General features: G+C 66.8%; 23 protein-coding genes and 2 pseudogenes. 22 read left to right on the forward strand and 3 right to left on the reverse strand.

The features are described from left to right. The first annotated feature begins 19 nt into the window (after positions 1-19). The 6 genes from H521_RS0107380 (at position 20) to dnaB (ending at position 5,229) form a co-directional block, all read left to right on the forward strand. Positions 20-1,450 (forward strand): CCA tRNA nucleotidyltransferase, encoded by a 1,431-nt coding sequence (locus H521_RS0107380; RefSeq protein WP_022892389.1) that lies wholly within the window; start codon positions 20-22, stop codon positions 1,448-1,450. A 160-nt stretch (positions 1,451-1,610) separates the two neighbouring features. After that, positions 1,611-2,051 (forward strand): 30S ribosomal protein S6, encoded by a 441-nt coding sequence (gene rpsF, locus H521_RS0107385; protein WP_026482034.1) that lies wholly within the window; start codon positions 1,611-1,613, stop codon positions 2,049-2,051. A 5-nt stretch (positions 2,052-2,056) separates the two neighbouring features. After that, on the forward strand, positions 2,057-2,590 hold the full coding sequence (locus H521_RS0107390) for a single-stranded DNA-binding protein (protein ID WP_022892390.1): 534 nt from the start codon (positions 2,057-2,059) through the stop codon (positions 2,588-2,590). Positions 2,591-2,662: 72 nt separating this feature from the next. Next, positions 2,663-2,923 (forward strand): 30S ribosomal protein S18, encoded by a 261-nt coding sequence (rpsR, locus tag H521_RS0107395; RefSeq protein ID WP_022892391.1) that lies wholly within the window; start codon positions 2,663-2,665, stop codon positions 2,921-2,923. An 11-nt stretch (positions 2,924-2,934) separates the two neighbouring features. Further along, positions 2,935-3,387 (forward strand): 50S ribosomal protein L9, encoded by a 453-nt coding sequence (gene rplI, locus H521_RS0107400; RefSeq protein ID WP_022892392.1) that lies wholly within the window; start codon positions 2,935-2,937, stop codon positions 3,385-3,387. Between the two features lie 465 nt (positions 3,388-3,852). Continuing rightward, complete coding sequence (gene dnaB / locus H521_RS0107405) at positions 3,853-5,229, forward strand: replicative DNA helicase (RefSeq protein ID WP_026482035.1); 1,377 nt, start codon at positions 3,853-3,855, stop codon at positions 5,227-5,229. 941 nt (positions 5,230-6,170) lie between these two features. Here the strand turns inward: dnaB and H521_RS0107410 are convergent. Beyond that, a complete protein-coding gene (locus H521_RS0107410; protein ID WP_022892394.1) occupies positions 6,171-6,395 on the reverse strand; it encodes a hypothetical protein in 225 nt (74 codons plus the stop codon). A gap of 274 nt (positions 6,396-6,669) precedes the next feature. Between H521_RS0107410 and H521_RS0107415 the strand changes: the two genes are divergently transcribed. Further along, positions 6,670-7,239 carry a hypothetical protein gene (locus tag H521_RS0107415; protein ID WP_022892395.1) on the forward strand — a complete coding sequence of 190 codons (570 nt, stop codon included), beginning with the start codon at positions 6,670-6,672 and terminating at the stop codon, positions 7,237-7,239. A gap of 41 nt (positions 7,240-7,280) precedes the next feature. Next, a complete protein-coding gene (locus tag H521_RS0107420; RefSeq protein WP_022892396.1) occupies positions 7,281-7,601 on the forward strand; it encodes a hypothetical protein in 321 nt (106 codons plus the stop codon). A 286-nt stretch (positions 7,602-7,887) separates the two neighbouring features. Here the strand turns inward: H521_RS0107420 and H521_RS22035 are convergent, their stop codons facing one another. Beyond that, positions 7,888-8,745: a CPBP family intramembrane glutamic endopeptidase gene (locus tag H521_RS22035; RefSeq protein ID WP_022892397.1), complete on the reverse strand. Its 858-nt coding sequence runs from the start codon at positions 8,743-8,745 to the stop codon at positions 7,888-7,890. A gap of 578 nt (positions 8,746-9,323) precedes the next feature. Here H521_RS22035 and H521_RS22040 point away from each other — a divergent pair. From H521_RS22040 to H521_RS26650, 7 genes and pseudogenes are all read left to right on the forward strand, one after another. Further along, entirely contained in the window at positions 9,324-9,929 is a 606-nt protein-coding gene (locus H521_RS22040) for a GNAT family N-acetyltransferase (protein ID WP_022892398.1), read from the forward strand. Between the two features lie 221 nt (positions 9,930-10,150). Next, positions 10,151-11,176 carry a DUF4037 domain-containing protein gene (locus tag H521_RS22045; protein ID WP_022892399.1) on the forward strand — a complete coding sequence of 342 codons (1,026 nt, stop codon included), beginning with the start codon at positions 10,151-10,153 and terminating at the stop codon, positions 11,174-11,176. A gap of 132 nt (positions 11,177-11,308) precedes the next feature. Further along, complete coding sequence (locus H521_RS24935) at positions 11,309-12,229, forward strand: hypothetical protein (protein ID WP_156891299.1); 921 nt, start codon at positions 11,309-11,311, stop codon at positions 12,227-12,229. A 152-nt stretch (positions 12,230-12,381) separates the two neighbouring features. Next, on the forward strand, positions 12,382-15,330 hold the full coding sequence (locus H521_RS24940) for an immunoglobulin-like domain-containing protein (RefSeq protein WP_022892402.1): 2,949 nt from the start codon (positions 12,382-12,384) through the stop codon (positions 15,328-15,330). A gap of 98 nt (positions 15,331-15,428) precedes the next feature. Continuing rightward, positions 15,429-15,794: pseudogene (locus H521_RS26645) on the forward strand (hypothetical protein); the annotation flags it as partial. 29 nt (positions 15,795-15,823) lie between these two features. Further along, a pseudogene (locus H521_RS24945) lies at positions 15,824-19,825 on the forward strand (glycoside hydrolase domain-containing protein); the annotation flags it as partial. Between the two features lie 432 nt (positions 19,826-20,257). Further along, positions 20,258-20,755 (forward strand): immunoglobulin-like domain-containing protein, encoded by a 498-nt coding sequence (locus H521_RS26650; protein WP_245560957.1) that lies wholly within the window; start codon positions 20,258-20,260, stop codon positions 20,753-20,755. Between the two features lie 407 nt (positions 20,756-21,162). Here the strand turns inward: H521_RS26650 and H521_RS0107465 are convergent, their stop codons facing one another. Further along, entirely contained in the window at positions 21,163-21,579 is a 417-nt protein-coding gene (locus tag H521_RS0107465) for an organic hydroperoxide resistance protein (RefSeq protein ID WP_022892405.1), read from the reverse strand. Positions 21,580-21,664: 85 nt separating this feature from the next. Here H521_RS0107465 and H521_RS22065 point away from each other — a divergent pair, with 85 nt between their 5' ends. From H521_RS22065 to H521_RS22085, 7 genes are all read left to right on the forward strand, one after another. Further along, the gene (locus tag H521_RS22065; protein WP_022892406.1) at positions 21,665-22,120 is read left to right on the forward strand and encodes a MarR family winged helix-turn-helix transcriptional regulator; all 456 of its coding nucleotides are present in this window, start codon (positions 21,665-21,667) and stop codon (positions 22,118-22,120) included. A gap of 178 nt (positions 22,121-22,298) precedes the next feature. Beyond that, complete coding sequence (locus H521_RS26230) at positions 22,299-22,481, forward strand: YciI family protein (RefSeq protein ID WP_084512098.1); 183 nt, start codon at positions 22,299-22,301, stop codon at positions 22,479-22,481. Positions 22,482-22,660: 179 nt separating this feature from the next. Beyond that, positions 22,661-23,407 carry an RraA family protein gene (locus tag H521_RS0107490; protein WP_245560949.1) on the forward strand — a complete coding sequence of 249 codons (747 nt, stop codon included), beginning with the start codon at positions 22,661-22,663 and terminating at the stop codon, positions 23,405-23,407. Between the two features lie 5 nt (positions 23,408-23,412). Next, positions 23,413-23,673, forward strand: a complete 261-nt coding sequence (locus tag H521_RS22075) for a PaaI family thioesterase (RefSeq protein WP_211215485.1) — start codon at positions 23,413-23,415, stop codon at positions 23,671-23,673. 89 nt (positions 23,674-23,762) lie between these two features. Continuing rightward, complete coding sequence (locus H521_RS0107500; RefSeq protein ID WP_022892411.1) at positions 23,763-24,032, forward strand: hypothetical protein; 270 nt, start codon at positions 23,763-23,765, stop codon at positions 24,030-24,032. Positions 24,033-24,236: 204 nt separating this feature from the next. Continuing rightward, complete coding sequence (locus tag H521_RS22080; RefSeq protein ID WP_211215486.1) at positions 24,237-25,034, forward strand: hypothetical protein; 798 nt, start codon at positions 24,237-24,239, stop codon at positions 25,032-25,034. A gap of 72 nt (positions 25,035-25,106) precedes the next feature. Continuing rightward, complete coding sequence (locus H521_RS22085) at positions 25,107-25,832, forward strand: CAP domain-containing protein (protein WP_051159204.1); 726 nt, start codon at positions 25,107-25,109, stop codon at positions 25,830-25,832. The last annotated feature ends 124 nt before the right edge of the window (positions 25,833-25,956 follow it).

A 25,956-nucleotide genomic window follows, 5' to 3' on the forward strand; every position in this document is an offset into this window, starting at 1 on the left:
GGCCGTTTAACATAGGGACATGCAGAGTGTCGCGGCGGCCCTCGACCGGCTGGGCGAGTTGGCGGCTTCGCCGACCGTTTCGCGGCTCGCCGCCGCGTTCGAGGCATCGGGGCACGAGCTCGCCCTCGTCGGCGGCCCCGTGCGCGATGCGTTCCTCGGTCGAGCGGTCAACGACCTCGACTTCACGACTGATGCCACGCCCGACGAGATTCTCGCGATCGTGAAGCCCATCGCCGAGGCGATCTGGGACATCGGCCGGGCGTTCGGCACCATCGGCGCCAAGATCGCCGGCGAGCAGGTCGAGATCACCACGTATCGCGCAGACGCCTACGACGGGGCGTCGCGCAAGCCCGAGGTGGTCTTCGGCTCGAGTCTCGACGACGACCTCGCGCGCCGCGATTTCTCGGTCAACGCGCTTGCCCTCCGGCTGCCGAAGCTCGAACTCGTCGACCCGTCTGGCGGCGTCGAAGACCTCGTGGCCCGCGTGCTGCGCACGCCGGCCGCTCCCGAGCAGTCGTTCGGCGATGACCCGCTGCGGATGCTGCGTGCCGCACGATTCTCGGCCCAGCTCGAGTTCACCGTCGAGTCGGCGACCCTGCAGGCGATGACGATGCTCGCGCCCGAGATCGATCGCATCTCGGCCGAGCGGGTGCGCGACGAGCTCTCGAAGCTGCTGTCGACGCGGTCGCCTCGCGGCGGCATCCGCCTGCTCGTGGAATCGGGGCTCGCCGAACGCGTGCTGCCCGAGTTGCCCGCCCTCGCGCTCGAACGCGACGAGCACCACCGGCACAAGGACGTCTACGAGCACAGCCTCACCGTGCTCGACCAGGCCATCGAGTACGAGATCTCGCGCGGCGTCCTCGACTCCCCCGACCTCATCGTTCGGCTCGCCGCGCTGCTGCACGACATCGGCAAGCCCTCGACGCGGCGCTTCGAGCCCGGCGGCGCCGTGAGCTTCCACCACCACGACGTGGTCGGCGCGAAGCTCGCCCGCAAGCGACTGCGCGCGCTGCGTTTCGACAACGACACGATCGCCGCGGTCTCGCGCCTCATCGAGCTGCACCTGCGCTTCTTCGGCTACACCGACGGCGCATGGACCGACTCAGCGGTTCGTCGGTACGTGCGCGACGCCGGCGACCAGCTCGAGCGCCTGCACATCCTCGCGCGGGCCGACGTGACGACCCGCAATCGACGCAAGGCCGACCAGCTCGCGTTCGCCTACGACGACCTCGAAGAGCGCATCGCGGTGCTCGCTGAAGAGGAGGAACTCGCGGCCGTGCGGCCCGAGCTCGACGGCGCAGACATCATGCGGCTGCTCGACGTGAAGCCGGGGCCTGTCGTCGGCGAGGCCTATCGGTACCTGCTCGAGGTGCGGCTCGATGAGGGGCCCATCGGCACGGATGCCGCGACCGAGCGCTTGCTCGCCTGGTGGACCGCCCGTTCGGAGTGAGTGGGGTCGACCGCGCGAATGGTGCGGATGCGGGGCATCCGCTATGCTGTCTAGGTTGCCCGTGTGCCGCGATTGTGCGGCCTCCATGACGTGACGTATGCACAACCCTCCTGCTGCAGAGATCCTGTAGCCGTTTGAGTCCGAAGGAGGTGGGTTAGTCATGCACCAATACGAGCTGATGGTTATCCTCGATCCAGAGATCGATGAGCGCACCGTTGCTCCCAGCCTTGACAAGTTCCTCAACGTCATCCGAAACGATGGCGGCACTGTCGACAAGGTCGACATCTGGGGACGTCGTCGTCTGGCGTACGAGATCAACAAGAAGAACGAGGGCATCTACGCCGTCGTCGACTTCACCGCCGAGTCCAAGACCACCGATGAGCTCGACCGCCAGCTGAACCTCAGCGAGGCCGTCATGCGCACCAAGGTCCTGCGTGCGGAAGAGGCGATCGCCCAGGTCGTCGCACACCAGAAGGCCCAGGAGGCGAAGGCCGCCAAGAAGGCCGCCGCTTCGGCGCGTGCCGGCGCGAAGGCTGCTGCTGCTGCCGCTCCCGCCGCTGCTGTTGCCGCCGCACCCGCCTCGGCCAAGAAGGACGACTAGTCCCCATGGCCGGCGAGACCATCATCACCGTGGTGGGCAACCTCACTGCAGATCCCGAGCTGCGTTACACGCAGAACGGCCTCGCGGTTGCCAACTTCACCATTGCGTCCACTCCCCGCACGTTCGACCGTCAGGCGAACGAGTGGAAGGACGGTGAAGCGCTGTTCCTGCGCGCGAGCGTCTGGCGTGAATTCGCCGAGCACGTCGCCGGTTCACTCACCAAGGGTTCCCGGGTCATCGCTTCCGGGCGTCTCAAGCAGCGTTCCTACGAGACGAAGGAAGGCGAGAAGCGCACCACCATGGAACTCGAGGTCGACGAGATCGGCCCGAGCCTGCGCTACGCCACCGCGTCAGTGACGCGCGCCCAGTCCAACCGTGGCGCAGGCGGCGCTGGAGGCGGCTCCTTCGGGGGCGGCGCCGGTGCCGACGAGCCGTGGGCACCCAGCACTCCCGCAGCAGCAGCCCCCCAGGGCGGCGGCAGCGGCGGCGATGTCTGGAACACCCCCGGCACGAGCTACGGCGACGAGACTCCCTTCTAATATTCAGCAGGATTCGAGCCGGTCGCTGAGCGACCTGCTCGCCCCGCGAACTCAACCAAGACAGGAAAGACAATGGCTGGAAAGTCGAGCGGCGACCGCCGCAAGCCGACCCGCGGGAAGGGCGCGAAGAACGCCGCCCCGGCGAAGTCCATCAAGGTCGGTGTCATCGATTACAAGGATGTCGCGACGCTTCGCAAGTTCATCTCCGAGCGTGGAAAGATCCGCGCCCGCCGTATCACCGGTGTCTCCGTGCAGGAGCAGCGCCTCATCGCCCGCGCCGTCAAGAACGCACGCGAGATGGCCCTTCTGCCCTACTCGGGCTCTGGCCGTTAAGGAGCACGACAATGGCTAAGGTAATTCTCACGCACGAGGTCACCGGCCTCGGCACGGCCGGCGACGTCGTCGAGGTCAAGAGCGGTTACGCTCGCAACTATCTCGTTCCCAAGGGCTTCGCTGTGGCGTGGTCGCGCGGTGGCGAGAAGCAGGTCGAGCAGATCAAGGCGGCCCGCATCGCCCGCGAGCTGCACTCGCTCGAAGACGCGCAGGCCCTCAAGGCCAAGCTCGAGTCGGGCAAGGTCAAGCTGGCCGTCAAGTCGGGTCTCGGCGGTCGCCTCTTCGGCTCCGTCAAGACGGCTGACATCGCGGCTGCCGTGTCGGCCGCCGGTCTCGGCGAGATCGACAAGCGCAAGATCGAGATCACGGCGCCCATCAAGGCGACCGGTGACCACGAGGCGACGGTTCGTCTGCACGACGAGCTCTCGGCGACGATCACCCTTCAGGTGGTCGCGGCGAAGTAACTCGCAGCACACACGCAAGCGGCGGTTCGGGCTTCGGCCCGGGCCGCCGTTTCGTCGTTGTGCGTGTACACCCGCGGACCCCGATCGCGCAAGTTGATATTGGAGTTTGCTGAGTCCGTTGTACACAGGTCGACCCACAGGCCGGACGGACTTTCAAAGAAGTTTTCCCTCACAGGTGTGCATAGATTAAATCCCCGGTCGTCTTGGAATTCAGGTCGTGTAATTCACACGAATTCCACAGTTGTCCACAGGCTGAGTGCACACCTTCCACGGCGTTTCGCCCAGTTTGTCCCCAGAGTTATCCACAGGCCAGGTTGTGCACTCCACAGGGCTTCCCTATCGTGAAGCAGCGTCCCTTCCCACCCTTGTGCAGATCCGGTCGGCCAGCCATGTCGGCGGCTCCCGGGAGACTGGGTGATGGGCGCGGGTCGCTCGCCCGTTCGAGCCGAACCGGAGGTCATGAAGTTGTCGATCGCGCACATCGGGCTCGCTGAACCGGCCGACGACGACGGTACCGCCCGACGGGGCGAACGCGTTCCTCCGCACGACCTCCTCGCCGAGCAGAGCGCACTCGGCGGCATGATGCTCTCGAAAGACGCCGTCGCCGACGTCATCGAGACCGTGCGCGGCGTCGACTTCTACGTGCCGAAGCACGAAGTGGTCTTCAACGCGATCCTCACGCTCTATTCGCACGGTGAGCCCACCGACGTCATCGCCGTCACCGACGAGCTCACGAAGACGGGCGACTTGCAGCGCGCCGGCGGCGTGGAGTACCTGCACACGCTCACGAGCATCGTGCCCACCGCGGCGAACGCCGGCTTCTACTCGTCGATCGTCGCAGAGCGGGCCCTGCTGCGCCGGCTCGTCGAGGCCGGCACGCGCATCGTGCAGATGGGCTACCAGGGCGAGGGCGAGGTCACCGACCTCGTCAACAACGCCCAGGCCGAGATCTACAGCGTCACCGGCTCGGTCGAGACCGAAGACTACGTGCCGCTGTCCGACGCCGTGACCGCGGCGATCGATGAGATCGAAGCCGCCAAGCACACCGATGGCAAGTTCACCGGCGTGCCCACCGGGTTCGCCGATCTCGACGACCTGACCAACGGGTTCCACCCCGGCCAGATGATCATCGTCGCGGCGCGACCCGCCATGGGAAAGTCGACGCTCGCGCTCGACTTCGCCCGCGCGGCATCCATCACGAACGACCTGCCCTCGGTGTTCTTCTCACTCGAGATGGGCAAGAGCGAGATCGCCATGCGACTGCTCTCAGCCGAGGCATCCGTGCCCCTGCAGATGATGCGCAAGGGCACCGTCGACTCCCGCGACTGGACGACCATCGCCGCCACGCGAGGCCGCATCAACGATGCGCCGCTCTACCTCGACGACTCCCCCAACATGACGCTCGTCGAGATCCGGGCGAAGTGCCGACGGCTGAAGCAGCGCGTCGGGCTCAAGATGGTCGTCATCGACTACCTGCAGCTCATGACGAGCGGCAAGCGCGTCGAGAGCCGCCAGCAGGAGGTGTCGGAGTTCTCGCGTGCGCTCAAGCTGCTCGCGAAAGAGCTGCAGGTGCCCGTGATCGCGCTGTCGCAGCTGAACCGTGGCCCCGAACAGCGCGCCGACAAGATGCCCGCGCTCAGCGACCTGCGCGAGTCGGGCTCGATCGAGCAGGATGCCGACATGGTGATCCTGTTGCACCGCGAGAGCGCCTACGAGCGCGACAGCCCGCGAGCCGGCGAGGCCGACCTCATCGTCGCAAAGCACCGCAACGGCCCGACCCGCACCATTACGGTGGCGTTCCACGGGCACTTCTCGCGGTTCACCGACATGGTGCAGTCGTAGGCGCCTGCTGTAGATTCCACGGGAAGATGGCGGATTCCGCGGTACTTGACATGCAAATGGCGGATCCGCCATTTGTCGCGGAATCCCGTGTAGGTTCTCGCGCAACCTGTCATTTTCTCCGATGATTTGTCACGCACTTGGCGAAATGACAAGTATCTGAGACTCGGCTCGGCGCCCTCGACAGTTGCCGCTCGTCTTCCGCTGATCCCATTGATGGATGAGCAATCGGTGCCGACGCCGTTGCAGTAGACGCCACCGGGCTCATGGCGTGGCGCCGCCGGAAGGCTGGCGCAACTTAACGCTGAGCACCGTGGGCGGAGCGTCTGGGTACTGCTGCACGTCGATCCGTCTTACTCCGCACTCGGCGCATCGCACGTAAAGAACCCGACCCTCTGATGTGGAGTGCGCCGACTCCACGATCCACCCGTGCTCATGACCCGTGTGCGATGCCTGGATCGCGGCATCCGTGCTCACTCCGCTCGTTCTCCCCGTTGCAGGCGCTCTCATGTCCATGCCCCGAGCCTGCCGCGTTCGCGCGCTTGTCGGCAGCCTCCAGCCGACCGATGCGCGCATCCACCGGTCGGTCATCCACCGGTCGGCGGATGCGCGCCATCCCGGGCGTCTCAGTCGCTGGTGCGACCGAGCTCGGCGAGCCGGAATTGGCCATCTTCCTCCGGCACGCTCAGACCTGGACAAATACCGTGGATTCGGCGTCAGGGCGACATCTTCGCGCAGAACCTACATCCCGGTCGATATCGAGGCGGACGGATCGTCGGCAGCCGTCGTTGACCCTGGTCGTGTGGCCGTCGAAGTGAGCGTACCCGTGCGGGCGTCTTCATCGGGCCGGGCAAATGGACACCTCCTTCGCCAGATGCAGTGAACTCACTCGGCCACCGCCACAGGCCCGCTGCCCGACCCGCTTACGGCAACCACGCGCCGGATCAGGTCGCGGGCCGGCTCGTGTCGTCGCCGTCGAGTGGTCCACCATCCGAGGCGTCTGCAAGCAGCAGCTCCGTCTGGACTCGGCGGTAACGAGCGACAGCGGCGGTGGCCTTCGTCGCTGAGATGAGGAACACGATCAGGCAGACGACCACAGCCAGCAGCGCGAGTGCGAAGATCAGCCAGATTGCGCCGTAAATGGCGCCGAAGTTGAAGAGTTCGTACATCCGGCGAATCTATCGCTCCGATGCGACCCACGCGGACGCTGAACGATCGCTTACGGTGCGTGGCTCGCTCGTCGAAGGTGGCCAGGTGTAGGAATTGGCCATCTTTCGCGGATTCCGACCGCCCAGAGCAGACAAGTACCGTGGATTCGGCGCCCACAGTGACATCTTCGCCTGGAACCTACAGCTTGTGTAGGTTCCGCGTAAAAGATGGCGAATTCCGCGACACTTGGCATCTAGATGGCATATTCGCCACACAACTAGAGGGGACCACCGGGTGACCACTATCCGCACCGCCGGCGCAGCCGTCTCAGGCCTGCTTACGATCGCCGTGCTCACCGGCTGCACCACTGGGAACGCCTCGTTTCTGCCCGACACCGACGCACAGGCGGCAGCCACGGAGGCCGCGCCAATCGAAGGGGACTCGGACGGGGACGGTGAGCTCTCCGAGTTCGAGAAGCAGGTGCTCGCGAGGCACGCTCCCCGCGACATCACTCTTCACGATGGCACCGTCGTCGTCGTGACACCCGGGCAGCCCCTTCCGCAGCCAGTCATCGATCAGATAGCCGCCGACGCCGCGCCCGGCGCAGCCCAGACACAGACCGCCGACGAGTTTGCGCCCATGGCGGGCACAAGAAGCATCCGCGAGGTCGCAAACTCATACGCGAACGAGCTTGGTCGGACCGTCGTCATCGTCTACCAGGGCTTCGGTGTCTGGGGGACGATCTCAACCGTCGACGAATCCGGCGGGCCCGGGCTAGCAGGCAGCAGCGACCGAGACGCGTTGGTCGCGGCGGCGACCGACTGGGCGGAATCGCACGACGCCTACGTCGTCGTCGTCGAGTAGCTAGCGTGACTGCTATGCCACCGTTTACAGGCCGCAGCCAGGTGCCCGCCATCACGTCGCGCAAGGATGGCACCGCGATCGCATGGGCAGTCGTCGTCTGGTCGGTGGTCTTGGCGTTGCCGCTCTACTTCGCGACTTGGTTCCTCATCTGGATCCCCTTCGCCGCGGCCATCCCACCGCTGGTGGCACTCGTGCTCACGGCTTTCTCTCTGATCGCGATCAAACGGGAAACTGGCTGGCCGCGCGGCTTTTGGCGGCCGCGCGGAACGGCCGTTGCCTTCCTCTCTCTCATCGCCGTGATCGGCCTCTGGACCGCCGTGCTCCTGCCGGCCTGGCAAGTCTCAGAGACTGGTGCCCCCTAGCGAATCCGCTCGCGGCGAGCGGGCCCTCACCGATGGCGGCAATGTGTAGGAATTCGCCATCTACAGTGGAATACCGCCCGCTCTGCCCCGGACGCCGTGGATCTGGCTCGATAGCGCCATCTTCACGCGAAACCTGCACACGGATCTGTCGCCTCCAGCGCTGCACCGGCATGACCAGATCGGCCAACCTACGCAGCGACGGCTGATGGGAACCAGGTGCTCTCCGTGCTTGTGCTGCCGCTGTTGGGCTGGTCGGCGTGTGCGGTCGCGATGGCCGCGGGGTCATTCACCGCAGCACCAACTGTCGGCGCGGGCGGGGCACGATGCGGCCGTTGCGGTGCGCCCACACCATCAGCGCCGTCGTCACGGCCGAGCACGCGAGGACCGCGACGAGGCTTGCCTCGGGACCGAACGTGCCGCCGGTGAGCCAGGCTGGCCCCTGTGTCACGGCGTCCACCAACGAGCCCTGCGCGTCCGAACCAGACGATACGGTGCCGAAGAGTGCGACGATCGCGACGTTCCAGCCGAGGTGCAACCCTATGGGCAGCCAGAGCGACCGCGTCGCGACGAACGCGGCGCCGAGCATGAGCCCGGCTTCGACGGCGATCGCCACGGCGCCCCACAGCGTCGCGCCCGGGTTGAGCAGGTGTACGAGCCCGAAGAGCACCCCGGAGCCGGCCAGGGCGATCCACGTGCCGAACGCGCGCTCGAGCAGCTGCAGGATGACGCCGCGGAAGAGCACCTCTTCGGTCACCGCGACCGCGCACATCATTCCGACGACGGTGAGCGCCCCGGCGGCCGTGCCGGCACCGGTGATCTGATAGCCGCCGAGCAGCGCGATGATCCCGATCGTGACGGTGGCGAGGGCGAGCCCACCCAGCGCACCGACCGCCAGCCGGCTGAAGCGTGGACGAGCGAGCTCGACGACCGGACGAGCTTCGAGGCGCCTGACGGACCAGGCGTACAGCCACAGCACGAGTACGCCCATGGCGGGTCCCACGACGAGCGAGACGAGCGGGTTCGGGAGAGCGGAGGCGACGGTGTTGACGGCAACCATCACGAAGAGGAACGTCGCGACGAGAAGCGTGATGCGGCCGATCGACTGAGAACGCGTTCGTGCTGGATTCGAAAGGGGTGATGTCATGCCGCACACGCTATGAAGCTCATCGCTCGCCCGTCGTCACCCTCAGGTATCCGATCCGGGTAGCTCCACGGAGCTACCCGGGGCCGAAGTCCATCATTCCCAAAGCGAGATTGCCGAAGCGGTCTGCGGCCGCACTCGGAACGATCTCTCGATTGGGTCACACACATTCCCCATAGTCACGAGCTCGATGCCGGGCGCCGGCCGACTACATCGGCCTCGTTTCCGCTGCCGTTCGCAGGGAGACGTTCCACTCATACGCCGCGAACGTCGTCGCTACCGGAAGCGGAGGCGACGACTCGGCTCATCGCATCGATATCCATCCCGCAAGCCTGCCACCGCCAGCACGGCAGGAACCACGCGCAGCGATCCGCTTTCGGGCGCGGTGTGCTTCTCGCCGATGCCAGCCATGTGTAGGAAATTGCCATCCAGCGTGGAATCCGCCGTCCCCGCGGCGGACAAGTACCGCGGATTCGGCACCATTGCGTCATCTCCGCGCGGAACATACACACATGCCGGGAGCCCGCCCACGACGTCGTAATGCTGATCGCGCGCTTCGAGGCGCCCCTAGCCTCGGCGGCGTGAGCGAGCGTCCTGACTTCTACCTCCCGTTCCAGTTCGAGGAGACACTCACCGAACGCCTCCGGCTACGCGTCATGCGGGAGGCCGACCTCGATGACATCCTCGACTACCAGTCACGGGCCGACGTCTGCGAGTACCTCCTCTACCAGCCGCGCGATCGCCGGACCGCCGCCGCGAGGATCGCAACGTGGTCGCAGCAGACGCCCCTCGCATCCGACGGCGACTTCCTGGAACTCGCGGTGGAACGCAGGGATGATGCGCGCGTGATCGGGGATCTGTACTTCAGCCTCAAGCGCGCCGAGCACGGGTGTGCCGAGATCGGCTGGGCGTTCCACCCCGACCACTCAGGCCAGGGCTACGCGACCGAGGCGGCGATGGAAGCGCTTCGGCTGGGATTCGAGTCGATCGCCCTGCATCGCATCGTCGCCGAGGTGGACCCGCGGAATGCGGCATCTGTCGCGCTCTGCCGTCGACTCGGAATGCGCAAGGAGGCGCACTTCGCCGCCAACATCTGGTTCAAGGGCCGGTGGGCCGACACGGATGTCTACGCTCTGCGCGAGACCGAGTGGAATGCCCGGTGCCATGTGACCGTCGACCCGACGTGAGTCGGGTGGTCGCCGCAGCCGAACGAGTGGATTCCATGGACGAGCCGACCGTGCCGTTGCAGTAGGCGCACCCTTGCGGGCGTTTTCACCGGGCTGGGTAAATGGGCACCTCATTCGCCGGCCCCCGCGAGTGCACTCGGCGGCCAGCTGGCGCCCGCTGCGCGACCGCCCTTACGGGCTTCCGGTCTTGGTCGGGCGTGCAAGATGGGAAGGTGACCGATATGGATACGAGCGGCCTCGCCCTCTCGCGGGCCTATTTCCTCGAAGTCGTGGGACCGATGCTGGCGGAGCAGTTCCCCAATCTTTCTTACACCGCTGGTCGGCTTGGCGCTGGCTCTGATGTCCTCGGTCTCGACGACGCCGTATCACGCGATCATGACTGGGGTTTGCGGCTGAACCTGTTCGTGCCTGATGCCGCAGTGGCTGACGTCGACCTGGAGCTTGAGCGGCTTCTCCCCGACAGCTTTCGTGGGTTGCCGATCCGATTCGCCTTCACCGGTCAGACGGAGCAGCGGCACCAGGTCGAAGTGAGTAGCGTTTCCGATTTCCTGAACGCGCATTTAGGCTTCGATCCTCGTGCGGGCGCGTCCGCCCGCGATTGGCTTTCGCTCTCAGGGCAGGCTGCACTCGAAGTCGTCGCCGGCCCGCTCTTCGCTGAGACCTCCGACGAACTTGTCTCAGCTCGACGGGCGCTCGAATGGTATCCCGACGATATCTGGCGGTACGTGCTCGCCTGCGACTGGATTCGCATCGAGCAGGAACTCCCGCTGATGGGACGCGCAGCTGACGTCGGTGACGACGCAGGCTCCCGCATCATCGCGGCTCGTTTGGTGCACACCGCAATGCACATGGCGTTCATGCTGGAACGCCGCTGGCCACCGTACGCAAAGTGGTTCGGCACGCTCTTCCAGACATTGGAGTGCGCGGGTGAGGTGGGTGAGGCGATTGACTCTGCACTCCGCGCCAACGACTTGGCCGGTCGACAGCTCGGCATCGCCGCCGCACTGGAGTCGCTGCTCCAGCGGCAGAATGCTCTCGGATTGACCGCGACGACACGAGCAACGATCCCATTCTGGGATCGGCCATATCTGCACCCCGACCCGGATATCGTTGCCCAACTCCTTGCCGGGATTGTGGATCAGGGCGTCCAATGTTTGCCGCGCGGCCGCGGGTCTGTCGATCAACGAACCGACAATGTCGATGTCCTCGTCGACGTCGAAGCACGCAGGGCCGCAGTCGCACACTGAACCGCCTGATCGCCCGATAGACGATCTGCTTGCTGGGCGGGGCGGCCTGTAGGAGTTTGCCATCTTCCGTGGAATCCCGCCCGCTCAGACGAGGACAAATACCGTGGATTGGGCCAGCACGAGCATGGCGCGTTGTTCGAGCTCAATGTCAGACTCACCCGCAAACGGAGCCACCACGTTGCGAGCCTGGTGGCGGGGACGGATGCCGCGGCTCGAGCCACGGTTGCCGATTCGATGTGCCCCGCGTATAGCGGCGTTCAATCGCCGTTCGCTGATCGGGCTCGATTCGCGGAAGTCCCGAGGACTGGAGAGAAGGGAGACTTCTCCGCCGCCTCGTTCACCTGCCGGTCATTCGTGCGCCACCGTCGATCCACCGCCAGCGGTTTCACTGACGCAATGATCACGAAGAAGCGGACTCTCTCACTGGTCACGGGCCTCGCGCTTGCGGCATCCATCATCCTCACCGGATGCGCACCGCTGGAGGTGCCGGGTCCGCGCGAGACTGAGTCGACGCTTATAGAGGCACACGAGATCGTGCCAGAGCCGGGCCGAACGATAGCAGCGACCCCTTCGGAGACCGTCGAAGCGCTCGTGGGCTACCGCATCGCGGTCGTTACACGAGACAGGTCGGCGTCGTCCACCGCACTGCTCGACGCCGCGCGCCGGTTCGCGCAGGAGCGTCGCGCCGAGCTGCTGGAGTTTCCGGCCGACGCTTCCACTATCGATGGGGTCGGTGCTGCGCTGGATCGTGCGCTCGCAGCAGATCCGGATCTGATCGTCGGGCTCGGTGCGGGCGTCGTGGACCTCTTCTCGTTCGAGACCGCGCAGCTGCTGGAGCGGGAGTTCCTCATCGTCGGGGCGCAGCTCGCCGAGCCCACCGACAACGTCACCGCCGTGATCTGGGATGGCGCGACCTCCCGCGGATCCGCCGCCTCCGCGGACGGCGCCCTCGACGAAAGCGCCATCACGGAGGAACGCGGCGTCGACGGGTTCGCCGCCGGAGTGGCCAGCATCCACACCGGGGTTACTGGGGTGGTCCTGCACCTCGAGTAGTCGCGTTCAAGCCTGAAAGCGGATCTTTCACGCGCCAGATGAAAGCCGTTCACCTTCATGTTCGTAGACCGACATCCACCTCGCGGAAACTCGTCGAGGCGCATCGCGCCCCGTTCCCTCGTGCAGAAGACCCAAGATCGGCGTGTGACAACTTGCTGACCATCGACGTGCCCTCGATCGTGCCCGACCCCGTTCCCGACTCGCGCCATCCCCGCGCCGGTCGCCGAGGTGTTGCCGGCGCGATCCTTCTCGCCCTCACCGCCGGCTCGCTCCTGACCGCGGCCCCGGCGGCCGTCGCGACAGAACTGCCCACGACAGCGGTCGCCAACATCATGGACGCAACCGCCGAGCCGGTCCGGATCCAGGCCGAGGACTATACGTCCTCCAACGGCGGCAGCACCAAGAAGGAGACCGGCGCGGACGCCACGGGCACACCGCTCGGCAACGTCGGCGGCACGTGGGACGGCGCCGAGATCACGTTCGACCAGGTCGAGCTCGGCACCGCGTCGCTCGGTTCGCTCACGGTGCGCTACGTGAACAACTCCAGCCGGGTGGGCGCCAACCCTAACCTCGAGTTCTACCTCGACGAGAAGACAGATGCCGGAAAGCTGGTCACCGTGCCGCTGCCGGTCACGGGATCCAACTGGAACGCGTACAGCACGACCACCGTGAGCCTGCCAGCCGAAGTTTCGGGCGCGCACAAACTCATCGTCGCGATGCACGTGACACCCGATGCGAACCACCCGTACGCCGGCAACCTCGATTACTTCGAGTTCGGTCCGGCGACCCTTCCCGACACGTTCCTCAGCACGACGGACATCTGGAAGTACTCCGACAGCAACACTGATCCGTCAGGCGACGGCACCCTGTCCTGGACGACCGCGGGCTTCGACGACATGGCGTGGAACGAGTCCCCCGGCGCCTTCGGCGCGAAGAACGGCGGCGCCGGGACCATCGGGGCGAACTTCCCAATCACGACCACGCTCCGCCACTACATCGACGGGTTCGCGCAGCCGGTGGTCCCCACGTACCATTTCCGCACCGACATCGCCCTCACTGATGGACAGCTCGAGCAGGTCGCCTCGCTGCAGGGGACGATCACGTATGACGACGCGGTGCGGATCTACGTCAACGGTCAGAAGGTCGCCGGCTTCGTGGACGGCCGGGTTGACGCCGCGCCCAACCAGAACCTCGCCTATGCCGGCGCCAGCGGCGGCGACCCGGTGACGAGCACATTCACGATCCCTGCGGAGGCGCTCGTCGCCGGCGAGAACACGATTGCGGTGGCCCTGTACCAGGACCGAGAGTCGAGCAGCGACATCTACCTGGACCTGAAGTCGCTCGTGCCGGTCGAGAAGACCGGCGGCCCGATCGTGGTGAACATCTCGGATGTCGTGCTCGGCGTCGGCGCCACCGAAGCCCAGCGCAACCTGACCTGGTACTCGGATGCCGACGTGCCGCAGGGCGCCCAGCTCGCCAAGGCTTCCGACGTCGTCGACGGCGTGTTCCCCGACTCGGCTGCGGTGTTCGCCACGACGAAGACCGGGGGCACGACGAGCGGCCAATTCTTCCGCGACACCACGCTCACCGGCCTCGAGGAGAACACGCCCTACGCGTACCGTGTGGGCAGCGATGAGAACGGCTGGTCGCCGGCCTACATCTTTCGCACCCAGGCGTTCTCGGGCGACTTCTCGTTCCTCTTCTTCGGCGATCCGCAGGTCGGCGCGTCCGGCAACCTCGCCGCCGACGAGCGGGGCTGGGTCGACACGGTGAACGTCGCCGCCGCGAGCTATCCCGACGCCGAGCTGCTGTTCTCGGCCGGCGACCAGGTCGAAGGCGCTCCCAACGAGAACGAGTACAACGCGTTCCTCAAGCCCGAGCAACTGCGAAGCATCCCGCTCGTGGCGACCAACGGCAACCACGACGTCGGATCCAAGGCATACGAGCAGCACTTCAACCTGCCGAACGAGGACCTCACAGCAGGCGCGGGTAGCGCCACCGCCTCGGGTGGCGACTACTGGTTCATCTACAAGGACGTGCTGTTCCTCAACATCAACTCGAACAGTCGCGACAACGCCTCGCACTTCGCCTTTATGGAGAAGGTCATCGCCGAGCACGGCGACGAAGCGAAGTGGAAGGTGCTCGCGTTCCACCACTCGATCTACTCGGTCGCCGCGCACGTCAACGACGGCGACATCCTGGATCGGCGCAGCACCCTGCCCGGCGAAATCTCGAAGCTCGGCTTCGATGTCGTCCTGATGGGTCACGACCACAACTACACCCGCAGCTACCTCATCAAGGATGGTCAGCTCGCGAACTCGACCGAACTGTCGGGTCAGAACCGGGTGGAGGCGAAGGCCGGTGAGGTGCTGTATCTCACGGCCAACTCGTCCAGCGGATCGAAGTACTACGACACGACCGCGCCCGACGCCTGGTGGGCCTCGGTGAAGAATCAGGAGAAGGTGCGCAACTACTCGGTGATCGAAGTGACCGACGGATCCTTCACGCTCCGCACGCTGCGCAGCCAGGCGAATGGTGCGTCGAAGCCCGTGAACAGCGTGGTCGACGAGGTCGTCCTCACCAAGGACGCCGCGCCCGAGCTCACCGTGCCGGCCAGCGGCGATGTCGCGTTCGGGTCCGCGTTCGACCCGTTCGCCGGAGTCTCGGCGAGGGACAACGTCGACGGCGACCTCACTGCCAAGGTCACCGTCACGGGCTCGATCGACACCGAAGCCCTCGGCGCGCACACGCTCACCTACGCGGTGACGGACGCCCGCGGAAACACCAGCACCGTGGAGCGGATCGTGACGGTCGTCGAGGCGACGCTAGCCACCGAAGTGCCGATCGTCTCAGGTCCTGCGAAGGTCGGTGGCGTGCTGACGGCGCTGCCGGGGACGTGGACCGAGGGCGCCAAGCTCGCTTACCGCTGGTTGCGCGACGGCGTGCCGATCCCTGGCGCGACGGGCGTATCGCTCAAGGTGACCGGACCCAACGCGGGCCACCGGATCTCCGTCGAGGTCACCGGATCCCTGTCCGGCTATGCGACCGCGTCCGAGACCTCGGAGGCGACAGTCCCCGTGGTCAAGGGCAAGCAGAAGTAGAACGCCCGGGTAGGGATCGCTCGCGGTCCCGATCCGGCGCATCCGCTCGCGGCGCAAGCCGCACCTCTCTATCCCGTACCCAGGAGAACCCACAGCGCATGTCCAAGTCATCCCGCCCTCTCGGGCTCGTCGCCGGCGGCGCGCTCGCAGCTCTACTCCTCACCGGGCTTGTCCCGGTCCCGGCGACCGCCGCCGAGCCCGCCGCACCTGCCGCGCCCGTCGATGCCACCGACTTCACCGATCTCGTCAATTCGTTCGTCTCCACCGAGGACGATTTCGGGCAGGATTTGCCCGGCGCCGAGGCGCCCAACTCGATCGTCAAGATCAACCCGATGACGACGGGCGGCCGCTCGCACAGCGGCTACGACTACGCCGAAGACCAGATAGCCGGCTTCACCCACACCAATCTCAACGGTGTGGGCGGCTCGGGCGGCGGCGGCGACCTGCTCGTCGTGCCCACGTACGTGACCTATGCGAACAGGCCGTCACCGACTCGTACGCGAAGACTTACAGTCACGACGCCGAGGACGCCGAGCCCGGCTACTATGGCGTCGAACTCACCACGACCACAGGCGCAGACGGCGCGGTCACCGTCGATGCGGGTGCGGAGCCGATCCTCGCGGAGGCCACCGCCGACGTACGTACGGGCCAGGACCGCTTCACCTTTCCGAAGGCGGGCACGGCCTCGCTCGTGGTCGACCTGCGCAACAACTTCACCCGCCGCAACGGCGCCGTGCTCGACATCGCGACGCTCGACGACGGCCGGATCGCCCTCTCCGGCGAATTCGCCGGCCACTTCAACGGCTACGACTACAAGATGCACTACTACGCCGAGACCACGTCCGCGGCGAAGGATGTGCGCACGTGGGCTGGCTCCGGCGCCCTCGGCACGGCCGTGCACCGAGAGGGCACCGACATCGGCGCGGTCCTCGACTTCGACGTCGCCGCGGGAGAGCAGGTCGGCCTCAAGGTCGCCATCTCGCCGATCAGCGCCGACCAGGCTCGCATCGATCTGGGCGTCGAGATGGGGGAGCGCAGTTTCGAGCAGGTGCGCACCGACACGTCGGCTGCCTGGGACGAGATCCTCGGCCGGCTCGCCGTGACCGCGTCCGACGTCAGCGACCCCGACGGTGAACTCCGGACGTTGTTCTACACGCACCTGTACCGCATGTTCGGCATGCCGATGAACGCCACGAGCACGAGCGGCACCTACCGCGGCCTCGACGGCGTGGTGCACGCGGCCGACGGCTACACGCATTACGACGGCTGGGGATTCTGGGACGACTTCCGCAAGTACGAGATCCTCGCGATCGGCTACCCGGAGGTGTTCCGCGACATCGCGCAATCGATCGTCGACCTGTACGCCACCTTCGCCGACAGCGGCAAGAGCTCGCTCTCCGGCGCCGTGCACGCGGTGCCCACCGTGCGCTTCGAGCGTGCCGCCGTGGTGGTCGCCGACGCAATCGCGAAGGGCGCCGAGCTGCACGGACTCGACCGCGCCTGGCCGGCGCTCGTCTCCCAGTCTCAGGGCGGCTACGCGAACGCCGACAACGTCAAGCGCGGGTACATCGCGAACGAAGCGGATGACACGCTCGGTACCGCCTACGACGACTGGGCCATGGCGACGATCGCTGACTCGCTCGGCATGACCGACGAGGCCGGCGACTACCGGCTGCGCGCCGCGAACTGGACGAACCTCTACAAGAAGGATGCCGTCAGGCTCGCCGATGGCAGCACCAGCGGCCTGATCGTGCCGAAGAGCGCCGACGGGGCTTGGCTCGACGTCGACCCGGAGCGCTTCGAGTCCGGCAACGTCTACCAGGGCACACTGTGGCAGTACAACTGGTACGCGGCCGGCGACATGGGCGGGATGCTCGAACTCATGGGAGGCGAGGATCGCGCGCTGTCCGCGCTGAGCTTCATGTTCGGCGAGCACGCTCCCGACGACGGGCGGCGGATGCTGCACGCCAACGCCAACGAGATCGACCTGCAGGCTCCGTACCTCTTCAATTACGTCGGCGCTCCGTCGAAGACGCAGTACTGGGTGCGGAACATCTACACGAAGGAGACCTGGAACCGCTACATCGCGACCGGCTCGACGCACGAGGCGCCTTCGGGTGGCGGCGAGTTCACCCCGCCGTTGAAGACCAAGGTCTTCAAGAACAGCCCGCAGGGCTTCCTGCCGACCATGGACAACGACACCGGCACGATGTCGTCGACGTTCGTCGCCGCAGCGATCGGCCTGTTCCCCGTCGCAGCCGGATCGGATGAGTACCAGATCGGCACGCCGTTCTTCGAGAACGTGCAGATCAACTACCCCTCTGGCCGGACGTTCGACATCGCCGCCGACGGCGTCTCGCCCGACGACTACTACATCCAGTCCGCCACGCTGAACGGCCAGGACTTCGGCCGCACGTGGGTCACCTACGACCAGCTCACCGCGGGCGGGAAGCTGTCCTTCGCGATGGGTGAGCAGCCCTCCGCCTGGGCGGCCGACGGTGTCGCGCCATCCTCACTGAGCGACGACCTGCCGAGCTCGATCTACGACCCGACCGACGCGATCTCGGTCGACTCGCGCGAGTTCATCGAGGCAGAAGCCGGCGACGGATCCATCGGCGACACGATCGCCCTGAACCTTGCCAACGGAACGTTCGCAGGCACGAACGGCGCCGACCTCGTGGCATCCGGTGCCATCTCCGCGGCCAACGTGCCCGCGGGACTGACCCTGGTCGCCGAGCGCGCCGGCGACCGCGCCGTCACACTGCGGCTGACCGGCACGGCGGAGCGGTCCGGCACGATGGACAGCATCGATGACCTCGTTGTGAGCATCTCGGACGCGGCCTTCAGCCGGAAGCCGTCCACGGGGCCGCGCGAGCTCACCCTCAAAGTCACGTTCGGAGGCGTCTCGCTGCACGCCGAGCGCACGCGCCTCGTCGTCGCGCCCGACGGTGCGGTCGACACCCAGGTGGCGCTCACGCTGAGCGGCGCACTGTTCGCCGGTGCCGACGGACGCGCCCTCGTCGCGGATGGCGCGCTGACCCTGCCCGGCCTCCCCGGTGGCGTGACAGCCGCTGCTATGAAGCGCAACGACACCACCGTCGACCTGCGCCTGACCGGATCCCTCGGTGACGCGCAGCGCGCGTCGTTCTCGCTCGCGTTCACCGACGCCGCCTTCAGCGGCACGGCCGCCTCGGGCGTGCGCGGCGACGGCATCTCCGGGCTCGGAACGCTGACCCTGACGGTCGATCCGCAGTGGCGCGCCAAGCTGGCGACACTGATGGCGGATGCCGAGCTCGTCGTCCGCGGCGAATACTCCACATCGTCCTATGCCGGCTTCGTCGCCGCGCGCGATGCGGCGCAGGCCGTTCTTGCCGACAACGCAGCAACGGACGAGCAGCTCCAGTCCGCGCGGAACGCGCTCACGCGGGCCGGTGAGGCTCTGACGATCGCGGCGCCGACCGACCGCGTGCGGCTCGACGGCATCACGTATGGCGAGGTCGCGTTCGACGACGACTTCTCCACGGACCGCCTGGCGGAGTACACCACGTTCGCAGACATCAACGAGCCCGCCGCGGCCCTGTCGGTCGATACCGCCGAGGGCGTCCTGAAGGCGACGGCCGACGGCCGACGCTGGAGCCACGTCGCCCTCCCCGCTGAGGCGGGCGACAGCTTCGCGCTGGTCGTCGAGCCTGCGAGCTTCACCGGCACCCGTGCCGCGGAAGACAGCCTGTTCATCGGCCTCACCGACGGTCCCCGCAACCGCGCGCACAGCTGGTACAACAACAGCCGCGCCGAGAGCGGCTTCGACGTGTCGGTCGACGGCCAAGGCAAGAGCATCGGTGTCGGCTCGCTTAGTGGTGTGCAATGGAACCGGGGGGACCGCTTCGCGACCGTGGTCGACCACGGGACCATCACCTCCTGGATCGAGGAGGACGGCACCTGGCGGAAGATCCGCTCCGGACAGCTTGGCTCCGTGATGACCGCCGAGCAGACTCAGGGGTGGGATCCCACCTTCAGCCTCCGCCTCGACCCGGGTGTCATCGAGATCGACCGCGTAACGCTGCTCCGGCCGCCGCAGGGTGTCCCGACCGAGCCGGTGCGCGTGCAGGCCGAGGGCTACACGGCCGACAACGGCAACGGGCTGAAGAAGGAGGGCACGAGCCCGACGGGCAACGTCGGCGGTACGTGGAACGGCGGCGAGCTGACCTTCGAGCGGGTCGCCTTCGGCGCCGCGCCGCTGAGCACCCTTTCGGTGCGCACCTCCACCCGCGACGACCGTGTCGGCGCGAATCCGCGACTGGAGTTCTACCTCGACGAGAAGTCGGAGGCGAACCGGATCGGAACGGCCGCGCTGCCGAAGACCGGCGGTTGGGCGAACTACGTCACCACCACGGTCGAGCTCGACCGCTCGGTCTCGGGCGACCACCGGCTCGTTGTCGTGATGCACGCCGACCCGATCGCGGGGCAGGAGTTCACCTACGTCTCCAACCTCGACTGGTTCGAGTTCGCTCCTGCCGCGACGCAGGAGCCAGTGGTCGACCGCACCGCGCTGCAGACCGCCGCCGCCGACGCGCAGGATCTGCTGGCAGCGGAGGAACGGTACGTCGCGATCGACTTCGCGGTGTTCCGCAGAGCGCTCGACGACGCGACCCGGACTGCCGAGGATGCCGTGGCCGCACAGGATGACGTGGACGAGGCGCTGCGCGTGCTGAACCTCGCCGCCGGCCAGCTCGACTGGAAGGTCGTCCGGCGGCTGCCGCTGATGGTCTCCGCCGCCGGAGCCATCGACGCCGCGCAGTACACGCCAGAGACGGCCGCCGCGCTCACCGCGGCGCTCGTCGCCGCGCGGGCGGTGCCTGCCGACGCGTCGTACGAGGTGTACGCCGTCGCGGTCGACGACCTCGCCACCGCCCTGGCAGGCCTGGCCATGCCCGACGTGACCGCGCCTCTGCTCGTGGTGCCCGAGTCCGGATCCGTCGTATACGGAACTGTCTTCGATCCTCTTGCAGGTGTTAGTGCGGTCGACCACGTCGACGGGGACCTGACCGGATCGGTCGTGGTCGCCGGAGGGGTCGACACCGCGGCGCTCGGCGAATTCACGCTCCGCTACACGGTGGTCGATGCCGCGGGCAACGAGACGTCGAAGCAGCGCGTCGTGACGGTTGTCGCGGCCACCCTGACCACTGCGGTCCCGACGATCTCGGGCACCCTCAAGGTGGGATCGACTGTGACGGCAGTGCGCGGATCCTGGACGGAAGGCACGAGCTTCACGTACCAGTGGCTCCGCGACGGAGCTCCCATCAAAGGCGCCACAAAGAGCAGCTACAAGCTCGTGCCCGGCGATGGAAGTCACCGGATCTCGGTCAAGGTCACCGGCAAGCTCACCGGATACACGACAGCGTCGGCGACGTCGAGCTCCTGGTAGTCGCCCCGAAGTGACGCACCCGAGGGGCGGAGGATTCGCGTGGAGCCTCCGCCCCAGGTTCGCGGCGATTACCAGTCTCGACATGCCCACTCCGACTGGCAGTCGCCCGCCGCCGCGTGATCTGTGTCGGCGCGAGGGCACGAGGCGGCATGGCGAAGGTCCTCGGCATCGACGTGCCCGGCGCACACAAGGCCGCCGCCGCCAGTCTGGCCGTTGCGATTCGACGTCCTGTCAACGGGGGCCCACCACAGTTCAGGTCCGAACTCGCGAGCATGAGCGAACTGTGGAACCTGACTTGACGGCCGGCACCTTGAGGATCATCTCGACGCCAAGACCGCGCAGGCGGACAGCCCCGATATTGCCTTGAATCGGACAATCTAGCGAGCAGGACGACAGCAGGAGCTGAGTCATTCGATCACGATCTCGACGGGCATGTTGCCCTGGGTCGCGTTCGAATAGGGGCAGACCTGATGCGTTGCGTCGACCAGCGCTCGTGCAGTCTCATCTGCGATGTGCTCGGGCAACTCGACCCGAAGGACAGTTGCAAGCGCGAAGCCCGAGCCGCCCGCCCTGGGAACCAGGCTCACTTCTGCGGTGACTGCGACGTCGCCGGCGTCGATCGCCATGCGCTTCGCCACTATCCCGAGCGACGTCGAGAAGCAGGCTGCGTACCCCGCAGCGAATAGCTGTTCTGGATTCGTCCCCTCACCAGTACCGCCCATCTCCTTCGGCATGGCGAGGATGACGTCGAGCCGGCCGTCCGATGTGACGGCACGGCTGTCCCGTCCAGAAGACGTGGCCACGGCGGTGTATATCGCGTTCATGGGGGAAGCTCCTCAAGCTATATTGGCAGCAATTGAGTTGTACACAACTAGTATGCGTGCTGTCAAATTGGCATAGGATGCCCCCATGGGAGTCCTACCCGATGATCTAGCCTGCTTTGCGGTCCATGTCGCTGCACGAGAGCTCGACAACGCCTATCGGCCCGCGCTGCGCGAGTTGGGGCTCACTTACCCGCAGTACATGACCATGCTCGTGTTGTGGGAGCGCGATCCACAGACGGTCAAAGAGCTCGGCGCCGCGCTGCGATTCGACTCCGGCACACTGTCGCCGCTGCTCAAGCGGCTCGAGGCGGCCGGTTTCGTGACGCGCGAGCGCAGTACCACCGACGAGCGATCTGTGCTGGTGCGCCTGACCACACGAGGCCGCAAGCTCGAGGAACGGGGGAAGGATCTCGTGGCAAAGGTCTTCCGCACGTTCCACTACAGCGATCGCGATGCCGAGCATCTGCATGAGGAGATGCGCAAGCTCGTCGCCGCCCTTGATGACCGCGCCGCGACGTTTGGGCGCGGAGCGGGAGGATGAATGAGGTCTTCGTCGCTCGAGGGGATGCGGGCGGCCGAGCTGTTCCCGGGTGCCATTTCACGTCCAGCGCGATGGTGAGGTCGTCACTGCCGGGATCCGGGGTGTTCGCGGTGAGACTACTTGTCTGAACAGGTTTTTCGATTGGTGTCGGATTCGCGCGGAGTCGTTCGTTGACTTCATGAATGGCCCCAACGTGGGTGCCGAAGTCCCGGTGATCAGCGACGGACCCTTCGTGGAGTCGAAGGAATACCTCGCCGGCCTTTGGGTGTGGGAGGCCCCCGATCTGGATGTTGCGCTCGCCCTCGCCGCAGAGGCTTCGAAGGTCTGCGACCGGAAGATCGAGGTGCGACCGTTCGCGTGAGCGACGTCGAGGACGCAATCACCCGGGTATACCGTGACGAGTGGGCCCGGGTGGTCGGAGGCCGCGCGCAGCGCATATCGTGACGCGCTTCTCGGGCGTCGCGATGATCGGCATCGGCGGGTTCCTCCTCATCGAGCAACTGATCCGTACCACCCAGCAGTCGATGGCATAGGAGCAAGATGAGCTCACCCCATACGACCTCATTCGGAGAAGGACGCCTGATGGACTCGATCGACCTGCAACGCACCTACTTGGACCTCACGACGCCGCACGTGGCCGACGCGATCATGCGGTTGGGCATCCCGGTCAGGCAGGCGCCGGCGAGCGTCCGCCCGATCTGGGAGGACACGCATGTCGTCGGACGCGCCCGCCCCGCCCGCCATGCCGGCAGCGTCGACGTCTTCCTCGAGGCGCTCGAGCACGCGTCGCCCGGTGACGTGCTCGTCGTCGACAACGCCGGCAGGGACGATGAGGCCTGTGTCGGCGATCTCGTCACGCTCGAGGTGCGGAACGCGGGGCTCACCGGCGTCGTGATCTGGGGGCTGCACCGCGATTCCCGTGAGCTCCGCAGCATCCGACTGCCCGTCTTCAGTCAGGGAACTCTGCCCGGCGGCCCGCAACGGCTCGACGCTCAGGCGCCCGATGCGCTCACTGCTGCGCGATTCGGCGTGCACACCGTCACCGCCGAGGACTTCGTGCTCGGCGATGACGACGGGCTGCTCTTCCTCCCCCTCGATCGCGCGGCCGAGATCGCTGCCCTGGCAACCACGATCCGCGACACCGAACGCCTGCAAGCCGCTCACATGAGCCTCGGCACCAGCTTCCGCGAACAAGCCCGGTTCGCCGCGTTCCTGGCCGCTCGAGATCGTGACGGCGTCACCTTCCGGCAACACCTGCGCTCCATCGGCGGAGCCATCGAGGAATGAGCTCCATGTCCATCACCGAGCGGATCCGCAGCTACGCCGCCCTCACCCTGATGGACGAGCACTCCGAAGTCCTCACCGTCGAGTACAAGATCAACCTCCTTGCGCCGGCGCGCGGGGAATACCTCGAAGCCGAAGGCACCGTCCTGCGTTCAGGACGAACCCTCTCTGTCTGCCGCCTGGACGTCTGGGCGATCGACGGCGACCAGCGAGTGGCCATCGCCGTCGGACAACAGACGCTCATCCAAGTGAAACCGGGCGATTCGTAGAGCGGCGGAACGCCTCCATCAGCCGACCCAAGGCTCTCTACCCGAGAGCTTCGTGCGGCCTTCGGGCCGCGAACACGAGATACTGAAGTATGTCCTCCTCCGTTGAACGACGCTCCAATCCGACTGCCTGGGCCGCGTTCTGGTTCGCGCTGGCCGGCCTCGTGCTCATGCCCATCCCGCTGTTCATCGGGCTGATCCTCGGCGGCGGCCTCTCGATCGTCGCCGCGATCCTCGCCGTGATCGCCCTCCTCAAGGGGCTCGCGCGCAGCGGCAAGGGAATCGCGCCCGTCGTGTTCGCCGCGATCTTCATCGCCCTCACGTGGGGTGGCATCTCTGTCGGGGGCGGCACCATCTGGTAGTTCGAACGGGCCTGCGGTCATGGCGTGACCGGGTGCGGTACCGACAGCCAGTAAATCCGACGAGGGGTGGAGCGGGTGTCATCGGAACCGAGCAGGGAAGCGCACCCGGCGGCGCCGCAGACCGCCGCTGAGCCGTCGGCCAAGCGGACCGCCGAGCCTGGCGAAACGCTGCCGGTGTTTTCGACCACCGATCGTGGCGCCCGGATGACCCAGCTCCCGGCGGGTCAGCCGGTCGGACGCCTCAGCGGTGATCTCGTGCTGCGTGTCGTAGTGTGCATCACGATGTGGGCTCTCGCCTCCTCCGTGCCGTACGTCGCAGTGCTGGGGCTCGCCCCCACGCCTGAGATCGCTCACGTGCTCGGCAGCCCATGGGCCGTCGTCGCGGCACTCGTGCTCGGCTATCTGGCCATCATGCAATCCGTGAGCGTCCACGAGACCGCCAAATCCGCGTTCGGCCAGGTTCGGGTGGCCGGACTCCTGGCCACGCTCACGGTGACCGCCGGCCACGCTGTCGGTGCGGCATGCTGGCTGCTCGCCAGTTTCGACGCCGATCCATTGCCGCCCTTCGACCTCGAGCACATCGTCACGGCCTCGGAGATCCCACGGGAGTTGGGAGCTGCGATCGGTGGCGTCTTCGCCGTCTGGGCGATCATCACGCTCTGCCGGCTTCCGGGAGCCATCCGTCATGCACGGTCGCGGCAGCAGTCGCTCGAACGCCTGCGACGGCTCGGAACGCGCCGCGCGGGCGTGATCACGAACGTCACGTTCAGCAATCTCTGGGTGCACGACGAGCCCTTCTTCACGGTGCAGGTCAGCTATGACGCTGCGGGTGAGACCCGCGTCGTCACGGCGCGCATGCGCACGAGTTCCGACCGGGTGCCGGTCGTCGGCTCGCGCATGGTCGTGCTGTCCGACGGGCACGGATCCGTCTCCGTCGAGCTCGACCGAGCCGCGGAGACCGTCTTCGAGCCCGAGAGCCGCTATCGCGCACCCGAGGGGTGATCGCCTGGACGGCTGAGGTACTGTCGACGTGTCCCCCGTTCGGGGGTCTCGTACCTCGAGTCAGGAGCACGAATGGGCCGCCGAACCCAGACGCCCGCCCGCAAGCGGTGGCGGCTTCCGCTGCTCGCTGCAGCTGCAACGCTCCTGCTCGGTGCCGCATCCGTCTCAGCGCTGGCGATCGGCGCTGCGGTCGGCGGCCAACCGTCGACGGCGTCCGCGGATTCGGCGACGCGGCTCGTGCCGGCGACCGATGACGTCGATCGAGCGGCACCCATAGCGCCATCGAGCCCGAGCCTTCTCCCGGCCGCGGCGGAGGCGGCCGAGCCGGCAGCTCCGACAACGCCACAACCTGCGCCCGACCCCGACCCCGAACCCGAACCCGAATCCGAACCTGAGCCGGCACCCGCTCCCGCCCAGGGATCCGGTGCTGCCGAGGCGTCCGTGCTCGCGACCGTCAACGAGGAGCGAGCGGCAGCCGGGTGCTCGCCCGTTCGCGCCGACTCGGCATTGGCGGCCGTCGCGCTCGCGCACTCCGTCGACATGGACGCTCGCGATTTCTTCGCCCACGAGAACCTCGACGGCCAGAGCCCCTGGGATCGCGCCGATGCCGCCGGTATCGCCTACGCGGGCGGCGAGAACATCGCGCGCGGTCAAGCGGATGCCGCGGCGGTCATGGAATCGTGGATGAACAGCCCGGGTCACCGCGCCAACATCCTCAACTGCGACTTCGAGACGCTCGGCACGGGAGTGCACGAAGCGCCCGGCGGGCCGTGGTGGACCCAGCTCTTCGGCTACTGACACGCACGCTCGGGTGCCGGCGACAGCGCATATCGCCGGCATATCGAAAACCGGATACGCCGTGACAACAGCCGGCTGCCTTGACTGGTGGCATGGCCTACCGCGAGCGCACTCGATCAGCACC

It is taken from the genome of Agromyces subbeticus DSM 16689 (assembly GCF_000421565.1).
GTDB classification, from domain to species: domain Bacteria; phylum Actinomycetota; class Actinomycetes; order Actinomycetales; family Microbacteriaceae; genus Agromyces; species Agromyces subbeticus.